Origin of the sequence: Candidatus Acetatifactor stercoripullorum (genome assembly GCF_944382095.1) — a bacterium.
Classification (GTDB): domain Bacteria; phylum Bacillota; class Clostridia; order Lachnospirales; family Lachnospiraceae; genus Acetatifactor; species Acetatifactor stercoripullorum.
On record NZ_CALWMU010000002.1, the window covers coordinates 81,218 to 98,969 of the forward strand.

The 17,752-nt window shown below is 49.3% G+C and carries 14 protein-coding genes; all 14 read left to right on the top strand.

Annotated elements, in window-relative coordinates; all coding sequences use genetic code 11:
• Positions 1-12 precede the first annotated feature (12 nt).
• Positions 13-843 (top strand): carbohydrate ABC transporter permease, encoded by an 831-nt coding sequence (locus SHK35_RS01120; RefSeq protein ID WP_318703132.1) that lies wholly within the window; start codon positions 13-15, stop codon positions 841-843.
• 36 nt (positions 844-879) lie between these two features.
• Entirely contained in the window at positions 880-2,883 is a 2,004-nt protein-coding gene (locus tag SHK35_RS01125; RefSeq protein ID WP_318708139.1) for a hypothetical protein, read from the top strand.
• Positions 2,873-4,423 (top strand): alpha-galactosidase, encoded by a 1,551-nt coding sequence (locus tag SHK35_RS01130; RefSeq protein WP_318708140.1) that lies wholly within the window; start codon positions 2,873-2,875, stop codon positions 4,421-4,423. Before SHK35_RS01125 ends, SHK35_RS01130 begins: the two co-directional genes overlap by 11 nt.
• A 15-nt stretch (positions 4,424-4,438) precedes the next feature.
• A complete protein-coding gene (locus SHK35_RS01135) occupies positions 4,439-5,305 on the top strand; it encodes an EamA family transporter (RefSeq protein WP_318708142.1) in 867 nt (288 codons plus the stop codon).
• A 63-nt stretch (positions 5,306-5,368) separates the two neighbouring features.
• Complete coding sequence (locus tag SHK35_RS01140) at positions 5,369-6,442, top strand: SGNH/GDSL hydrolase family protein (RefSeq protein WP_318708143.1); 1,074 nt, start codon at positions 5,369-5,371, stop codon at positions 6,440-6,442.
• 226 nt (positions 6,443-6,668) lie between these two features.
• Positions 6,669-7,658 carry a LacI family DNA-binding transcriptional regulator gene (locus SHK35_RS01145; RefSeq protein ID WP_318703124.1) on the top strand — a complete coding sequence of 330 codons (990 nt, stop codon included), beginning with the start codon at positions 6,669-6,671 and terminating at the stop codon, positions 7,656-7,658.
• Between the two features lie 164 nt (positions 7,659-7,822).
• The gene (locus SHK35_RS01150; protein ID WP_318708144.1) at positions 7,823-10,093 is read left to right on the top strand and encodes a glycogen/starch/alpha-glucan phosphorylase; all 2,271 of its coding nucleotides are present in this window, start codon (positions 7,823-7,825) and stop codon (positions 10,091-10,093) included.
• Positions 10,094-10,249: 156 nt separating this feature from the next.
• A complete protein-coding gene (gene malQ, locus SHK35_RS01155) occupies positions 10,250-11,752 on the top strand; it encodes a 4-alpha-glucanotransferase (protein WP_318708145.1) in 1,503 nt (500 codons plus the stop codon).
• A 63-nt stretch (positions 11,753-11,815) separates the two neighbouring features.
• Complete coding sequence (locus SHK35_RS01160; protein WP_318703120.1) at positions 11,816-12,916, top strand: LacI family DNA-binding transcriptional regulator; 1,101 nt, start codon at positions 11,816-11,818, stop codon at positions 12,914-12,916.
• A complete protein-coding gene (locus tag SHK35_RS01165) occupies positions 12,913-13,782 on the top strand; it encodes a CPBP family intramembrane glutamic endopeptidase (protein ID WP_318708146.1) in 870 nt (289 codons plus the stop codon). The genes SHK35_RS01160 and SHK35_RS01165 overlap by 4 nt, the downstream gene beginning before the upstream one ends.
• A gap of 42 nt (positions 13,783-13,824) precedes the next feature.
• Complete coding sequence (gene rhaM / locus SHK35_RS01170) at positions 13,825-14,136, top strand: L-rhamnose mutarotase (protein WP_318703118.1); 312 nt, start codon at positions 13,825-13,827, stop codon at positions 14,134-14,136.
• A 132-nt stretch (positions 14,137-14,268) separates the two neighbouring features.
• Positions 14,269-15,747 carry an efflux RND transporter periplasmic adaptor subunit gene (locus SHK35_RS01175; RefSeq protein ID WP_318708149.1) on the top strand — a complete coding sequence of 493 codons (1,479 nt, stop codon included), beginning with the start codon at positions 14,269-14,271 and terminating at the stop codon, positions 15,745-15,747.
• Positions 15,748-16,452, top strand: a complete 705-nt coding sequence (locus SHK35_RS01180; protein ID WP_318708150.1) for an ABC transporter ATP-binding protein — start codon at positions 15,748-15,750, stop codon at positions 16,450-16,452.
• Positions 16,449-17,738 carry an ABC transporter permease gene (locus tag SHK35_RS01185; protein WP_318708151.1) on the top strand — a complete coding sequence of 430 codons (1,290 nt, stop codon included), beginning with the start codon at positions 16,449-16,451 and terminating at the stop codon, positions 17,736-17,738. Before SHK35_RS01180 ends, SHK35_RS01185 begins: the two co-directional genes overlap by 4 nt.
• Positions 17,739-17,752: the final 14 nt, after the last annotated feature.

Here is a 17,752-nt window from a genome sequence, read left to right on the forward strand (position 1 = left end):
AGGCAGCGGAGAATGAATAAAACGAAAAAGTTACTTTGCAGAGGGGGCATTATCGTTTTTCTGGCAGTAATCGTTGTGTGTACATTTTTTCCGTACTATTTTATGATTATTTCCAGCTTCAAAAATAATGTGGAGATTGCCGCGCAGCCATTTTGGGTAACGATGCCCCTTCGATTTGAAAATTACAAAGATTCTGCGGGGATGATCCTGCAATACTTTAAAAATTCGCTGATCATCAGTGGAATCAGCGTTTTTCTTACATCGGCAATCGCTGTTTCCAGCGCGTATGTCTTTGCGAGAACGAGCTTTCCGGGAAAAGAGTTTTTGTATGTGTTTGTTTTAATGTTTCAGATGATTCCCGGAGTTTTGACATTGATTCCACAGTATGTGCTTGTAAGCGATATGAAAATTATCGGAACCTATTGGGCGGCTATTTTCCCCTTCGTGACGACGGCGCAGATTTCCTTTATTGTGGTGCTGAGGCCATATATCGAGAGCCTGCCCGGGGATCTGTTTGAAGCGGCTAAGCTGGACGGCGCGGGGGGCATCAAGACCTTCCTGTATGTGGCGGCTCCGCTAATCAAGCCGGCTTTGTTTACACAGGTGCTTCTGACCTTCTTAAACAGCTGGAATGATTTTATCTGGCCGATGCTTACCTTGTCCAGCAATAAAGAGCTGAAAACCATTACACTGGGACTGTATTCCTTCAGAGACGTCCAGCAGGTATTGTATGGACCGATGTTCGCAGGGTTTGTGCTGGCTTCCGTCCCCATGGTGATTTTGTTTTCTCTGAATATGAAGACATTCATAGATGGGATTACTTCTGGGGCTGTAAAATCTTAGGAGGGAAGCCGCTTATGCGGCAGAATGAGAGGAAAAATGAAAAAAGCCTATCGGATTGGATATTGGCGCTATTATGAGGACGCTGAATTTGAGGCGCTGCTTCGTTTCCTTGAGCGGTACAGGGACTGCGTGGATGAGCTGGCTCTGTTTACAGAGTATTCTCATCATGGCTATTATCCGCTGTCCTATTTTCAAGATTTGTGCCAGGTATTGAAGCGGCGTATTCCCGCTTTGAGAGAATTGGGAATTCCCAGTGTAGGCCTGAACGTTTTGGATACGCTGGGGCATATAGATGAGGCGTGGGATGTGTGGGGAGAGCCGCCCCTTGAACGAATGATGGGACATGACGGCCGCGTATCACGAAGCTGCCTGTGCCCCAATGGAGCGGGATATCAACAGTACATTCAGGAGAAATATAAGCTGCTGGCTGAGACAGGGCCTGATTTTATCTGGGTGGACGACGACATCCGGATGCATCATCATACAGTGGATTACGCGTGCTTCTGCCCTCGCTGCATAGAGCGGTTCAATCAAAGAAACCATACTACCTATGACCGGGAGAAGCTGGTTCAAATGCTGAATTCCCCGGAGGGAGAAAGGGAGCGGCGCGCCTGGCTGGATTGGAATTGTCATACGATCACAGAACTGATGAAATGGATTGGGAGCAGTGTAAGTGAAGCTTCTCCTACAATCAGACTGGGCCTTATGACAAGCGGTGTTGTGTGGGGAAACTATTCAAACCCGGAGTACGGGCAGTGGATGGAGGCGCTGGGGGCGTCCATGGCGCGCCCGGGAGGAGGCTTTTCCAACGATGATGAGCCTTTGGATATTGTCCGGAAAATACACGAATGTGCGCGTCAGATTGCGCTGTATCCGAAAGAGATTTCTGATATTCAGTATGAATTGGAAAATTTTCCCTATCAGCGTTTGTCTAAATCAGTGGCTATGGTGATTCTGGAGTGTACCGCAAGTCTGGCTGTCGGACACAGCGGAATTGCGTTTAACGCTATCTCCAGCGGGGACTATCCGGAGCTGATGGAGGCTGTCCGGCAGTACGGCGCTATGTGGGATACCATGGAGAGATTGACGCGGGGCTTTGTACCGGGCGGCCTGTACCCCTGCTTTAGCCTGGCATATGCGGCAAAACGCAGAGTGGATGGGGATTGGTTCAGCTTTCGGGCGGCACAGAAGGTGGATCAGGCGTATGAATGGAACAAAATAGGGATTCCTCTGACAATGCGGCCTGAGGGGGCGTGTGCGAACCTTTTGATTGGAAGCATGCCGGAAGCTTACGAAGAAGAAGCGCTTAAAAAGATACTCGCACAGGGAGCGATTATGGACGGGCAGGCGCTTTCTATTCTCGCACAGCGCGGCTTGGACAAATTCTGCGGTGTAAAAATCATAAAAACAGTGGATAACGGCGTCTATGAGAGAATTTACGACCACCCCTTCAATGGTATGGCTGCGGGCAGCAAACGAGACCCCTATATTACTTTTTGGGGAGAGGACAGCAAGTGCTATGTTCTTGAAAAGACGGATGAAGCTGCGCAATTTATCAGCGGGCTGGAGACGATCTGCGGTACGCCTGCAGGCCCCTGTATGTCCTTGTATGAAAATTCCCTTGGCGGCCGAATTGCGGTCATGGGAATTATGCCGTGGAAATTTGTGGGTTCCCCGGAAAAGAGATATCAGCTTCAGGCTGTGTGCAGCTGGGTGAGTCGCGGACAAATGCCGGTTTCCATCAGGGAGTGCGTAAAAGTGATTCCGTTCATTGCATGCGCTGAGGATGGCAGCAGCGCCTTGCTGGTGTTGATTAACGGCTCTTTGGACGAAACAGGTCCCTTTGCGCTGGATGTTAATGTGAAAAACGCGGCGGGCGCATATCAGATTGGACAGGATGGATTGTTGAGACCGCTTTTGTTTCAGGTGGATCAGGAAACCGGAAGGGCGCGTATGGAGCTGAATTCCATGAAGGCCTGGGAGTTTTCTGTATTGTATCTTACGAAGGAGCCTTCGGGGAGGTGTGGCAATGATTTTTGAACAGGCTGACATCAATAGGGATGGACGCTGGATTTCTATGGAGAGAACGGCGCAGAATGCCTTTTCTATGGGAAAGCTTGAAGTAATGATTGACGCAGAGGGCAGGGTTTTTTTGTCTGGAAAGGAGCAAGGCATTTACGCCGTCCGCTTGAGAGCGGACAGCGCTGCAGGCGCGGATTGTCTTATTCTGGGAGACGCCTGGGAGAGGGCCTATGGTGATTTGAAATGGGAAAGACCGGATGGAAAAAAGCAAATGCCGTGGTATTTTATGGCGCACCGGACAACGGACAAATGTAATTACGGGTTCGGAGTTAAGACGCTTCCCAATGCAATGTGCTTCTGGCAGTGTGATGAAAGTAAGATCACCCTGACACTGGACGTCAGGAACGGAAGCAGGGGACTGGAGCTGTACGGTTGTTGTCTGCTGCTGTGTGAGCTTGTAACTGGAGAATGGGATACGGACGCTTTTTCCGCCATGTGCCTGTTCTGCGAGGCGATGTGCGGACAGCTCAGACCGGTGAATGCGCATATATATGGAGGAAATGACTGGTATTGTAATTATGGAGACAATTCCTTTGAAAAGATTCTATTGCATACAAAGAGAATTGCAGAGTGCGCAAAGGGGTGTCCCGTCCGCCCCTATATGGTAGTGGACGACGGATGGGAGCTTGCGTATCATCCGGGGGAGGGTGAATTTTCCGGGTACAATGGCGGCCCGTGGAAATATTGCAATGGAAAATTTCAGGACATGAGGAAGTTGGCTGAAGCCATCAGCGCAGAGGGGGTGATTCCCGGGATTTGGATGCGTCCGCTGGAAACGGTGGAATATGTGCCCTCAGAGTGCGTACTGAAAAAGAATGGCGTCACAGCCATATTAGATCCCTCCCATCCCAAGGCGCTTGAAATGATAAAGGAAGACATCCGGACACTGGCGTCCTGGGGCTATAAATTGATCAAGCATGATTTTTCAACCTTTGACCTTTGGGGAAAATGGGGATTTGAGGTGACAGACGAGCTGCAGCTTGAGGGAATGGAATTTTACGATTCCAGGAAAACCACAGCGCAGATTATAAAGGAATTGTATCTTGCCATCCGCGAGGCTGCCGGAGACAACGTGCTGATTATGGGATGTAACACCTTCAGCCATTTGTCGGCAGGTATTTTTGAAGTACAGCGTACCGGAGATGACACAAGCGGCAGGGACTGGAGCCGGACTAAGAAGATGGGTGTCAATACGCTGGCGTTCCGGCTGCCCCAGCACAAGCGCTTTTACTTGGCCGACGCTGACTGCGTAGGCATTACCAATGAGATACCCTGGGAGAAAAACAGACAGTGGCTGGATGTTCTGGCAAAAAGCGGAACGCCGTTGTTTGTGTCCATAGCGGAGGACGCCTATTCTGAAGAGGTAAAAAAAGGTGTTTCTGACGCGTTCAGGAAAAGCTGCCAGGCCGCCGAAGCTTCCAGGCCTCTGGATTGGCTGGAGACGGACAGCCCGGCCCGCTGGGAAAGCGTATTTGGCAGAGATTGTTATCAATGGTAAGGAAACAGAAAAACAATGGGTAATTATATTTTGTTACTGGTCTCCGTTATATTAGGGGCGGGCAATCTTGCGGCCAACCGGCTGTATCAAAAGAAGATGGGAGTATCCCTGTGGGCCGGTATGATCTATATGGTGTTTTATGGCATCTTTTCCTCTCTGGTATTTTGGGCTGTGAAGGGATTCCGGCTCCAGGTCAGCGCGTATTCTTTGGCGATGGCTGGGCTGATGGCATTGCTGTCCACAGGCTATACGTTAATTGGATTTCTTCTGATGAAGGAAGAAAAGATGACGCTGTACACTCTGTTTCTCATGACAGGGGGGATGACAGTTCCTTATTTGTGGGGCCTTTTTGGACTGGACGAATCCTTTTCGTATGCCCGCACGGCAGGACTTATAATGATTGCGGCAGCTATTTGTCTGTCAAATTCCGGAAAGGGAGTGCATAAGGAAGGCAGGAAGCCTACGTTTCTTTGCGGCGCTGTATTCTTATTGAACGGTCTGGTAAGCGTAATTTCCAAGGAGCATCAGATCAGCGCGGCGGCGGTGCCGTCAACTGATTTTGTTTTGCTCAGCAATCTGGCAAGAATTGTTTTCTGTCTGCCGCTTCTGGGGACTGCTGGAAAGAAAGGCGCCGGACATCCGGCGCTTTCTTTTCGGGCAATATGGCTGGTTTTGCTGGCAACGCTTCTGGGAAGCGTTTCGTATTGGCTTCAGCTGATCGGGGCAAAAAGCCTGCCCGCCACTGTATTGTATCCAATTGTGACCGGGGGAACCATCGTTTTTGGCGCATTGTTCGGACAATGCTTTTTCAAGGAAAAGCTGACGCGGCGGATGCGCATGGCATTGCTGCTTTGCTGTATCGGCACATGCCTGTTTTTGTAATGTGCCTGCAAAGCGGCTTGAAACAGGATGGAGGCGTATTTGTCTGAGGATGGGAGGGATGGGATGAAAAAAATAGAGTATTTTGATGAAAATTTCAAGACAGGCAAATCCCCAGAAAAAGCAGGGATAAAGTATTACAATGTCTTGGAAAAGCCCTTTTGCATCTATGGGATTTCAATGGAAAATGGGAAATTCCGAAGGCTTCCTGAGAAGGTGGCAGTAAGGATAAGCGAGGGAGTCGCTGCACTTCATGCGAATACGGCAGGGGGGCGTCTGCGCTTTTGCACAAACAGTGCTTACATCGCGATTTCTGCAAAAATGGATTGCATTACAAGGACGCCGATTTTTTCCCTGCTGGGTTCTGCGGGATTCGACCTGTACAGCAAGGAAGGCAATCGGGAAAAATACGAGGGGAGCTTTGTGCCGCCTATGGATATGACAGAGGGCTATGAGAGCTTCATAGAGCTTGAGGGTTCAAAAAACAGAGAATTTACAATTCATTTTCCCCTGTACAGCGCTGTACGGGAATTATATATCGGACTGGATGAAAGAGCAAGGCTCTCTGAGGCCAGGCCCTATCGCTGTCAGACGCCAATCGTGTACTATGGCTCTTCGATTACCCAGGGAGGATGCGCATCCCGGCCGGGATTGACGTACCAAAGCATTTTATCCCGGCGCTTTAACTGTGATTATCTTAATCTGGGCTTCTCCGGAAGTGCAAGAGGGGAGGAGCGCATGGCAGATTATATTAAAACGCTGAATATGTCGTTGTTTGTCTATGATTATGATCACAATGCTCCTTCTCCTGCGGATTTACAGAATACGCACAAAAGAATGTTCCAGGCAGTCCGAAGGGCCAAGCCGCAAACGCCTGTTATTATCCTGTCAAGGCCCCGGTATACACTGCGTTCAGATGAGAAGGAGCGACTTGCCATAATAGAGAGGACCTTTCAAGATGCAAAGGCTGCAGGAGATAAGAACGTATTTTTGCTGACCGGAAGGGAATTAATGAACGCTTGCAAGGAAGAGGGAACCGTGGACGGCGTCCATCCAAATGATCTGGGCTTTCGTTCCATGGCGAGAGCGCTGGGAAACGTGATAAAGAAAAACCGTCTGCTGGAGGAAGTATCCCATTGATATGGAATTTCGGAACCCCTTTTTGCTTTCTTATTTTGTCTGGCTGCAGTGAACAGGAGACGAGAATTTACGAGCACGAGGATGAAGAGTTGACTTGAATAGTGAAAAAAGATATTAAGCCATGATTTGACTTGTACCTTAGTATCTTTTTTTATTATCGCCCGATTGACTTTTCACTTTTTGCCATATACTATAAGAGCAGAATAAATAGAGGACGGAGCAGAGTATGGTTTCCATTAAGGAAGTGGCAAAACATGCCGGTGTGGCAATTTCCACCGTGTCAAAGGTGCTGAACGGTTATCCCAATATCAGTGAGGAAACGAAAAAAAAGGTGCAGGACGCCATAAAGGAATTGAATTATATTCCCAATTCCATTGCATCGGCCCTTTCCTCCAAGCAGTTTGGAAGGGTTGCTGTCATTTTAGACCCAAAGAAGCAGACCCAGGCCATAGATCAGATTTTCATGCAGTATCTGTTGGGAGCGCTGGACAAGGCCAAGGAGCTGAATCTGGAGGCGCTGACTGTATTTACCTCCATGCTGGCGGGAATGAGCGCTGAGGAGATCACCCGGTATTTTTTGTCCCAGAGTGTGGCCGGTGTGATCATATACGGGCTTTCCAGGGAAGATAAGGTCTTTCAGAAGCTGATAGACGATCGCCAGTTTTCCTGTGTGGTGATCGATGCGCCGGTGATCAACGAAAGAACCACCTGCGTGGGGATTGATCACGAACAGGCCCAGTATGATGTGGCAAAAAAAACCATTTTGGGTGACAACTGCAAAAGGGTGCTCTATATTGCGGGAAAAAAGGACGGCTATGTGACAAAACAGCGTCTGAATGGCATGAAGCGTCTGGCACAGGAGCTTTCACTGTCTATGCTGGTTCGTCCGGGAAATTTCAGTGAGCTGGCGGCCAGGAATATTACCCTGAAATATGCCAAGAATAAGGATGTAGTGGTGTGCGCATCGGATTTAATGGCAATCGGAGCCATGAATGCGCTGATCGATATGGATATTTTCCGCCCGGTATGCGGCTTTGACGGTATCACCCTGATGGGATATGTGGGAAAGCAGATGAATACGGTGAAGCAGGATTTTTACAGTATTTCCAGCCGGGCTGTGGAGGAGGTAAAACGTCTGATGGACGGGGAAGCAGGCCGTCAGGTGGTCATGCCCCATAGCATTGTCAAAATGTACTATAAGGATATTATTCGTTAGGTGATATTGCACAAATTAAAAACAATCACTTGCGGAAAACGTTTTCCTGTGATATGCTGACAGCGTGGGCGATATTTACCAATGCGTAAAATATTCGCCGGCGAAAAATCGAAGAACCCTACAAGACATATTGAGAGAAGAGATTTATGACAGGAGGCAGAACCATGAATTTGGAACAACAGTTAAACGAGATTACGGGAAGGATGTATGGCAAGAACATTGCGGCATGTACCGACGCCCAGCTGTATAACTGCATACTCCAGCTTGCGAAAAACAGGATGGAGGAAACTCCTGTGATTGCAGGAGAGAAAAAGGTTTATTATATTTCCATGGAGTTTCTGATCGGAAAGCTTTTATCCAATAATTTGATCAATCTGGGAATTTACGAGGAGTTGAATGAAATTCTTGCAAAAAATGGCAAGGAGCTTTCCAGAATTGAGGAGGAGGAGCCGGAGCCCTCTTTGGGCAACGGCGGTCTGGGCCGTCTGGCTGCCTGCTTTCTCGATTCTATTGCAACTCTTGGATTGTCGGGAGACGGTATCGGGCTGAATTATCATTTTGGCCTGTTTAAGCAGGTGTTTGAGGATCATCTGCAGAGAGCGGAGAAAAATCAGTGGATTGAGAGCAATTCCTGGCTGAAGAAGGAGGGAAGTACCTTTGAGGTGGCCTTTGGGGACAGGAAGGTGACCTCCGTTCTCTATGATATTGATGTAATCGGCTATGGAAACGGCAGAAATAAGCTGCACTTGTTTGACATTGCTTCCGTTGACGAGAGTCTTGTGAAGAAAGGCATTGATTTTGACAAGGAGGCAGTGGAGAAAAACCTGACGCTGTTTTTGTATCCGGACGATTCCGATAAGGCGGGAAATCTGCTGCGCATTTATCAGGAATATTTTATGGTCAGCAGCGGAGCCCAGCTCATTATAAAAGAATTAAAGGAAGCGGGCCGCGACCTCCACAAAATGAATGAGTATGCGGCCATTCAGATCAACGACACCCATCCGACCATGGTGATTCCCGAGCTGATTCGGATTCTCACCGGGCAGGAGGGCTTTACCATGGATGAGGCCATTCAGGTGGTGAGTAAAACCTGCGCCTATACCAATCATACTATTTTGGCGGAGGCGCTGGAGAAATGGCCCCTTTCCTATATAGAGCAGGTGGTTCCCCAGCTGGTTCCCGTGATTGAGGAGTTAAGCAGGCGGGTGGCTGAAAAATATGAGGATGAAAAGGTACAGATCATCGACAAGGACGATAAGGTGCACATGGCTCATATTGATATCCATTATGGCTACAGCGTAAACGGAGTGGCGGCTATTCACACGGATATCTTAAAGAAAACCGAGCTGAACCATTTTTATAAGCTGTATCCTGAAAAATTCAACAACAAGACCAATGGAATCACCTTTAGACGCTGGCTCTTGTCCTGTAACAGGGAGCTTTCCGCCTTTTTGACACAGACCATTGGAGATGGCTTCAAAAAGGATGCAAGGGAACTGGAAAAGCTTTTGACCAGGATAGACGATGAGGCTGTCCTGGACAGACTGGCCCAGATCAAGAAGGAGAAAAAAGAGCAGCTGGCAGCCCATATTCTGGAAAAGGAAGGGGTGGAGCTGGATACCAATTCTATTTTTGACATTCAGGTGAAGCGTCTCCATGAGTATAAGCGCCAGCAGATGAACGCGCTGTATATTATCCATAAATATCTGGAGATTAAGGCTGGAAAGAAACCGTCCACACCGGTCACCTTCCTTTTTGGAGCAAAGGCGGCGCCGGCTTATGTGATTGCTCAGGATATCATTCATCTGCTTTTAGTGCTCTCGGAGATCGTTAACAATGATCCCCAGGTCAGCCCTTATATGAAGGTGGTGATGGTGGAGAACTATAATGTAAGCTATGCGGAAAAGCTGATTCCGGCCTGCGATATCTCCGAGCAGATTTCACTGGCCTCCAAGGAGGCGTCGGGCACCGGCAATATGAAATTTATGTTAAACGGCGCAGTCACCCTGGGAACCAGCGACGGCGCAAATGTGGAAATCCATGAGCTGGTGGGAGACGAAAATATTTATATTTTCGGAGAAAAGAGCGAGGCTGTCATCGATCACTATGCCAAGGGAGATTATGTTTCGAGGGATTACTATGAGAAGAGTCCCGCCATTAAAGAAGCGGTTGACTTTATTGTCAGCAAGGAGGCTCTGGCAGTGGGACATGCGGAGAATCTGGAGCGTCTCTACAAGGAGCTTTTGAACAAGGACTGGTTTATGACCCTTTTGGATCTGGAGGATTACATCCGCGTGAAGGATCAGGCCCTGAAGGATTATGAGAACCGTCAGAAATGGAAGAGAATGATGCTGGTAAACATTGCAAAGGCAGGATTTTTCTCTTCGGACCGCACCATCTCGGAATACAATCGAGATATCTGGAAACTGAGATAAGGAAAAGACCTCTCTGCAGCGGCGCATCCCAATGCAGGGCGGTCTTTTTTAGAAGCAGACTGGAAAAAGAAAACTGCTTCCAATCTCATCGCTTTTTGTGTATTATGATAAAAGAAGTATAGAAGCTTAGTTGAATGCTTCGGAACGGAGAAAATTATGAGAAAAAGCGGAATTTTACTGCCTGTTGCAAGCCTGCCCTCCCCCTATGGGATCGGGTGTTTTTCAAAGGAGGCATATGATTTTGTAGATCGTCTTAAGGAGGCGGGCCAATCCTATTGGCAGATACTTCCCTTAGGCCCCACCAGCTATGGGGATTCGCCTTATCAGTCCTTCTCTACCTTTGCAGGCAATCCCTATTTTATTGATCCTGAAGAACTGATAGAAAGAGGGTGGCTCAGCAAAGAAAGGTGCAGTGCTTTTGACTTTGGAGGGGACGAAGAAAGCATTGACTACGGCAAAATTTATGAAAACAGGTTTCAGATGCTTAGGGAGGCCTATGAAAATAGTGAAATAAAAAAGGATGCCGCATTTGCGGGCTTTGTGGAGGAGAACCGCTACTGGCTGGAGGATTATGCGCTGTTTATGGCCCTGAAGGATTCCTTTGGCGGTATCAGCTGGATTCTGTGGGAGGACGACATTAAGCTGAGGAAGCCTGCGGCCATGGAGCAGTACCGGGAAAAGCTTGCGGATGAGGTGTGCTTTTACCAATTTGTGCAGTACTTGTTTTTCACACAATGGGAAAAGCTGAAAAGCTATGCAAACAAGAAGGGCATTGGCATTATTGGAGATATTCCCATCTATGTGGCGCTGGACAGCTCAGACGCCTGGGCAAACCCCAAGCTTTTCCAATTTGATGAAAACTGCGAGCCTACGGCGGTAGCAGGATGTCCCCCTGACGCATTTTCAGAAACAGGACAGCTTTGGGGGAATCCCCTTTACCGGTGGGAATATCATAAGGAAACGGGATATGAGTGGTGGATGAAACGCATGGAGAGCTGCTATCTTCGGTATGATGTGGTGAGAATCGATCATTTCCGGGGCTTTGACGCTTATTATTCCATCCCCTATGGCGAGCCTACGGCTGAAAACGGCGTTTGGGAAAAGGGCCCGGGCTATGACTTTTTTGAGACCATGAAAAAGAGGCTGGGAGAAAAGGAAGTAATTGCGGAGGATCTTGGATTTTTGACCCCTTCTGTGATAGAATTGGTGGAGAGAACCGGTTATCCCGGCATGAAGGTTTTGCAGTTTGCCTTCGATTCCAGAGAGGAAAGCGATTATCTTCCCCATAATTACACCAGAAACTGCGTGGTGTATACGGGAACTCATGACAATGACACTATTCTGGGCTGGTACAAGTCGCTGCCGGGGGAGGATCGAAGGCTGTGCGATGATTATTTGAATCTGTATCATTGCCTGAAGGAAGAGGAGCCTGACAAGAGCGCAGCCTGGGAACTGATACGGGCAGCCCTTGCCAGTGTTGCGTCTCTGGCGGTGATTCCCATGCAGGATTATCTTGGGCTGGATTCCAGGGCCCGTATTAATACACCGTCCACCATAGGGGATAACTGGAAATGGAGAATGAAGGACGGAGATTTTACAGAAGAGCTGGCAGAAAAAATCAAGGAGCTGACAAGGCTGTATGGCCGTCTTAGGGCCTGAAGCTGGTTAAGTCCAAAGTGAAAGGGGCTGCGGCTGCCAGGGATTTAGAAAGGTTTGAGCATTATGGAGGAAATTACCATAAAGGACATCGCCCGCATCTGTGGAGTGGGTGTCAGCACGGTATCCCGCGCCATAAATAATCACCCTGACATCAATCCGGAGACGAAACAGAAGGTTTTAAACGCTATCAGGGAATATAACTATGTTCCCAACAACAGCGCAAGAAACCTGAAGCGTCAGGATGCAAGGGCCGTTGCGGTGCTGGTAAAGGGAATCGGCAACTCCTTTTTCAGCGAGATGATTAAGATTATGGAGGCCCAGATCAAAAAGAAAAAGTATTCCATGGTGCTTCAGCATGTGGATTTTAATGAGGACGAGGTGGATGTGGCTCTTGAGCTGGTAAAGGAAAAAAGGCTTCGGGGAATTATTTTTCTGGGCGGCTATTTTCACCACAGTGAGGAAAAGCTTTCCCAGCTTCATGTGCCCTTTGTGCTCAGCACCATCGGAGTGCTTCCCAGAGAGTACAACAGACATTTCTATTCCTCGGTGACGGTAAACGATGAAAAGGAAAGCTATAAAATGGTGGATTATCTCATCCGAAGCGGTCACAGAGATATCGCCATTATCTGTGCCAAAACCACGGACGCGTCCATTGGACGGCTTCGCCTTCAGGGATATAAAAAAGCCTTAAGGGATAATGGAATTCCTGTGCGGGAGGATTTGATCCTGTCCATGAAGCCTGACATAGAGGATTACTCTTTGGAAAACGGCTATGTGGTGGCCAGAGAGTTTTTGGAAAGAGCGGCCAGAGGGGGGAATGGGAGAAGGCTTCCCTGTACCGCCCTGTATGCCATTTCCGACGCACTGGCTATCGGAGCCCAAAAGGCGCTGGCAGAGGCTGGAATTGATGTGCCGGGGGAGGTTTCCCTGGCTGGCTTTGATGGAGTGGAGATCGGAAAATATGTGACGCCCTCCCTGACCACCATAAAGCAGCCGGTGGAAAAGATGGCTCTTGAGACCATCCATATCCTCTTTGACATTATCGAAGGGAAGTCGGCTCATCAGCACAGGGTCTTTGCCGGAGAATTGACGGTCAGGGCTTCCACCAGGGATATAAGGCATACAGCACAGAATGGTATTTCAAAAAAGGGGGGAATCGTGTGAAAGGATTTGCTATGAGAAACTTTTTCAAACAATTTGGCAAGGCTGTCTGCTACCTGCTGCTTTTTGTGGGGATGCAGTTTTTGGTATCTTTTGCCTTTCAATTTATTTTTATTTTCACCGAGGCGTTCAGGCTGGCGGCAGTGGGTGCGGAATTTGACGTTCAGGCCATAACGGAGCGTGTAGTGGAAGCTATTTATGCAAACATCGGTTTGATTTTGATTCTCTCAAACGGTTTGACGCTGTTTGCTCTTTGGCTGTTCTTTTTGATTCGCAAAAAAAAGCTAACAGCGGAGGCCAATCTTACGCCATTTTCCTTGCAGCTTCTTCCTCTTTTGCTTTTACTGGGACTTTCCTTGAACGTATTTGTTTCCTTTGGGCTGGCGCTTTTGCCGGAATGGATGCTTGCAGATTATATGCAGGAGGTCACAGGGGTCTTTGGAAGCGTGACGCTTTTGACGGTTGCAGCGCAGGTCGTGGCGGCTCCCGTGGCAGAAGAGGTGATTTTCCGGGGCATGATTTTTTCCCGAATGAGAAAAGCGGTGCCTGTGGCTGCAGCTGCAGCAGTCAGCTCGGCGGCCTTTGGTCTGGTGCACGGACAGATACTGTGGATGGCATATGCCTTTCTGTTGGGGCTTTTGTTTTGCGCAGTGGCGTGGAAAACAGACTCTGTCCTTGCGGCAGTGGTGCTACATATGATGTTTAATTTAGGAGGGGTGGTGCTTCCTTATCTTCCCATAGGGGGGACGCCGGCAGCGGGCGTTTTGATTACCGCAGCGGCGGGCGCATTGTCCGTTGCTTTGCTGCTCCTGCTGTTTAGAAGCTGTTCCCGGAGGAAAGATACCGGTTGTGTTTCTCAGAATCCATGATAAAATAGAAGTAGCTAAAAAGAGATACAGGAGGAGGCAGCTATGATAAAGGGTTTTAAAATGAAGCTATATCCCGGCAAGGAAGCGGAATATGAGAAGAGGCATAATGAGCTCTGGCCGGAAATGCAGGATATGATCCATGAGCATGGGGGCAAAAACTACAGTATCTTTCTGGATCAGGAGACCTTGACCTTGTTTGGCTATATCGAGATCGAGGATGAGGAGCTTTGGGCCAAGGGAGCGGATACCGCCATAAACCGCAAATGGTGGGATTTTATGGCGGATATTATGGAGACTAATCCGGACAACAGCCCGGTGAGCATTGATTTGAAGCCGGTTTTCCATTTGGATTAGGATTCAGAGGCAAGCTGCATATTGACGGGGTGGGGCAGCGCTGGGCGCATGGCCTCACTCTTTTTTGCTGTCTGCAGACAAAAAGGGCGGCGCAATGGCAGCAGAGGAAGAAAGCGTAAAGAGGAGAATAGAATGAAAGCTTTTATCACAAGACACAGAAAGCTGCTGATTGCAGGAATTCTGATTGCGGCGGCGCTGGGCGTATTTTTTTATGCCGCAGCCCGTTTACGGAAAGCCGGACAGGAGCTGACTGAGGCCATAAACCAGCCAGAGACGGCCCTTGTGGAGCGGCGCACCCTGGTGAATACAATATCCGCCACAGGGAAAGTAACCGGCATGGAGGAAAAGGAAGTGACGGTTCACTTAAGCGGCATAGACGTGGAGAGCGTGAATGTGGAGGTGGGTGATTATGTACAGGCAGGCGACCTGATCTGTATGCTGTCCACAGAAGACATTGAGCAAAATCTCGAGGATGCACGTGCTTCGCTGAATGCGTCAAGCGAGAGAAGCCAGCTGGACATATCTGCGGCGGAGAGAAGTCTTCAAGAGGCACAGCAGGTAAGAAACATTGATGCAGAGAGAGCAGATCAGGATGCAGCCTCCGCCTGGGAGGACTATCAGGACGCTCTTTCCGGCCTGCAGGACGCCGAAAAGGCGTATAATGACGCAAAGACGGCTTCCAGCGAGGCGAAAAAGGCTTATGAAGAATATCAGGGAAGCGCTTCTGTCAGCAGCGGAGATGCGGAAGGGGCGGTATTGCTTTTACGCTACAATAGCGCCATGCAGACCGAGAGCGCCTGCAAGACGGCCTATGACAGCGCTTCCACTGCCGCAGACACCAGACTGGACGCCTATTACCAACAGGTGCGGGCAAAGGATGACTCGGCCAGAAACAATGAGACCACGGTAAACACCAGATCGGACAGCCTGACAACCGCCCGGCTGAGCGCGTCTACCAGCGGGCTGACCAGTGAGCAGCAGATACGTCAATATGAGAAGCAGCTTGAGCAGTGTACTGTCAGCGCGCCCATAAGCGGCATTATCACAGCCGTCAACGTGGATCCCGGAGATGTGTACAACGGCAGCATTCTGGCAACCATTGAGAATGCGGACGCCCTTCAGGTATCCGCTCAGATCGACGAGTATGATATTGGGAAAATAAAAGAAGGCCAGAGCGTGGTGATTCGTACCAATGGAACCGGAGAGGAAGAGCTTTCCGGAAAGGTCACTTGGATTGCGCCAAAAGCTACGGAGGGAGGCGCCGAGGTGACCTACGAGGTGCTGGTTTCCATAGAAACGGAAAATGAATTGCTAAAGCTGGATATGACGGCAAAACTGAATATCATTTTGGAGGAAAGCGAAAATGTTCTGACGGTTCCTTATGCGTCTGTGCAGGAGGACGAGAATGGAGAATACTATGTGGAAGCGGTTACGGCGGACGGCCAGACCAGACGGATTGCAGTGACGAAGGGTCTTGAGAGCGATTATTATACGGAGGTATCCGGCTCTGAGATTGAGGAAGGCATGGAGGTGATCGTGCCGAGAACGGAAAATACAGGAACGACGCTGCAGGAGCTTTTGGAGAGCCAGGGCGCTATGGGAGGCTTTTAGATGGAAGGGCGCATAATCATCGAAATGAAGGAAATACGAAAGCGCTTTTATGTGGGAACGCCCAATGAGCTGGAGGTGCTCAAGGGAATCGACCTGACAGTGCGAGAGGGCGAATTTGTGGCTATTGTGGGGGCCTCCGGCTCTGGAAAATCCACGTTGATGAATATTATCGGATCTCTGGACCGCCCCACGTCCGGAACCTATATACTGGACGGAGTAAACATGACGGCGGCCAAGGATATGGAGCTGTCACGAATCAGAAACCGCAAAATTGGTTTTGTCTTTCAGACCTATAATCTGATTCCCAAGACCAATTCCTTGAAAAATGTGGAAATGCCCATGCTCTATGCAGGAATGCCCAATAAAAAAAGAATTCAGAGGGCTAAGGAGCTTTTGGAGCTGGTGGGAATGGGCGACCGTATGAAGCATCTGCCGGAGGAGCTTTCGGGAGGCCAGAAGCAGCGGGTGGCCATTGCCCGGGCCATGGCAAATAATCCTGCCATTATTCTGGCAGATGAACCAACGGGAGCTTTGGATTCTGTAACAGGCAGAATGGTTATGGATTTGTTCCATGAGCTTCACAAAAAACAGGGAAAGACCATTGTGCTGATCACGCACTCCCCGGAGCTGGCGGAGGAGACCCAGAGAGTCATTACCATAAAGGACGGCTGCATTTTGGGAGAAAGGAGGGGAACGGCCATATGATGATATATGAAAATATCCGGCTGGCGCTTTTTAGCCTGAAGGCCAATAAGATGCGGGCGCTTTTGACTATGCTGGGAATTATTATCGGAATTGCCTCGGTGATCGCCATTATGACAGTGGGAGATTCCATGACCATGTATGTGACAGATACCATGTCCTCCATGGGAGCTTCCAACATTATGGTGGGACTTCAGCAGAAGACCAGAGAGGATTCCACGGAGTCCGGCCTCTCCTTTTCTGAAGGAAATACTGTGGCGGCAGCCTCAGAGGAGGATTATTTTACAAAGGAGATGCTGGAAAATTACTGCACTACCTATGGGGATTCGGTGATTGCCATATCCGCGTCGGAGGCAGTGGGAAGCGGACAGATTCAGGATGGAGATCTGTACGCCAATATCTCAGCCCAGGGGGTGAGCCTTGGGTATTTTTTGGCCCAGGATACCACTCTTTTGGCGGGACGCTTTTTTGAGGAAAGAGAGACAAACGAGGCGTCAATGGTGGCCATTATCTCAGACCGGGCGGTAGAAAATCTGCTGGGTGAGGGGGCCGGTCCGGAGGAAGCGGTGGGAAGCATACTGCAGGTAAACATAGGAGACGCTTACTACCAGTTTACCGTGGTGGGGGTCTATGAATACGAGCAGACCATTATGAGCTTTTCCACCGCCTCCTATAGAGATGTGGCCACAAACTTTTATATTCCGCTGACCACTGCCAAGGAGATGAACCATTCGGAAGGGTATGCCCAGTTTACGGTAGTGACCTCCCCGTCCGAGGATGCGGATCGCTTTGCCTCCGTCACAGAACAGTTTTTCAATACCTATTACCGCAACAACAGGGATTTTGAGGTTTCCGCTTTCAGCATGGCATCCATGGTGGAGAGTATGTCCGGCATGCTTTCCACCATTACCACAGCCATAGCGGTAATCGCCGGGATAGCCCTTCTGGTGGGAGGTATTGGCGTAATGAATATCATGCTGGTCTCTATCACGGAGAGAACCAGAGAGATCGGCACCAGAAAAGCGCTGGGAGCGCCCAACAGCTCCATCCGTCTGCAGTTTATTGTGGAGGCCATTGTGATTTGCCTGATCGGAGGCATGATCGGCATTGTGCTGGGCATAGTGCTTGGAGTGGCGGCGGCAGATCTGCTGGGAACGCCGGCGTCGCCTTCTGTCTCCAGCATTATCCTGTCCCTTACCTTTTCCATGGCAATCGGGGTGTTTTTTGGATACTATCCCGCCAATAAGGCGGCAAAAATGGATCCCATTGAAGCTTTGCGCTATGAGTAACCTCACCGCCCATA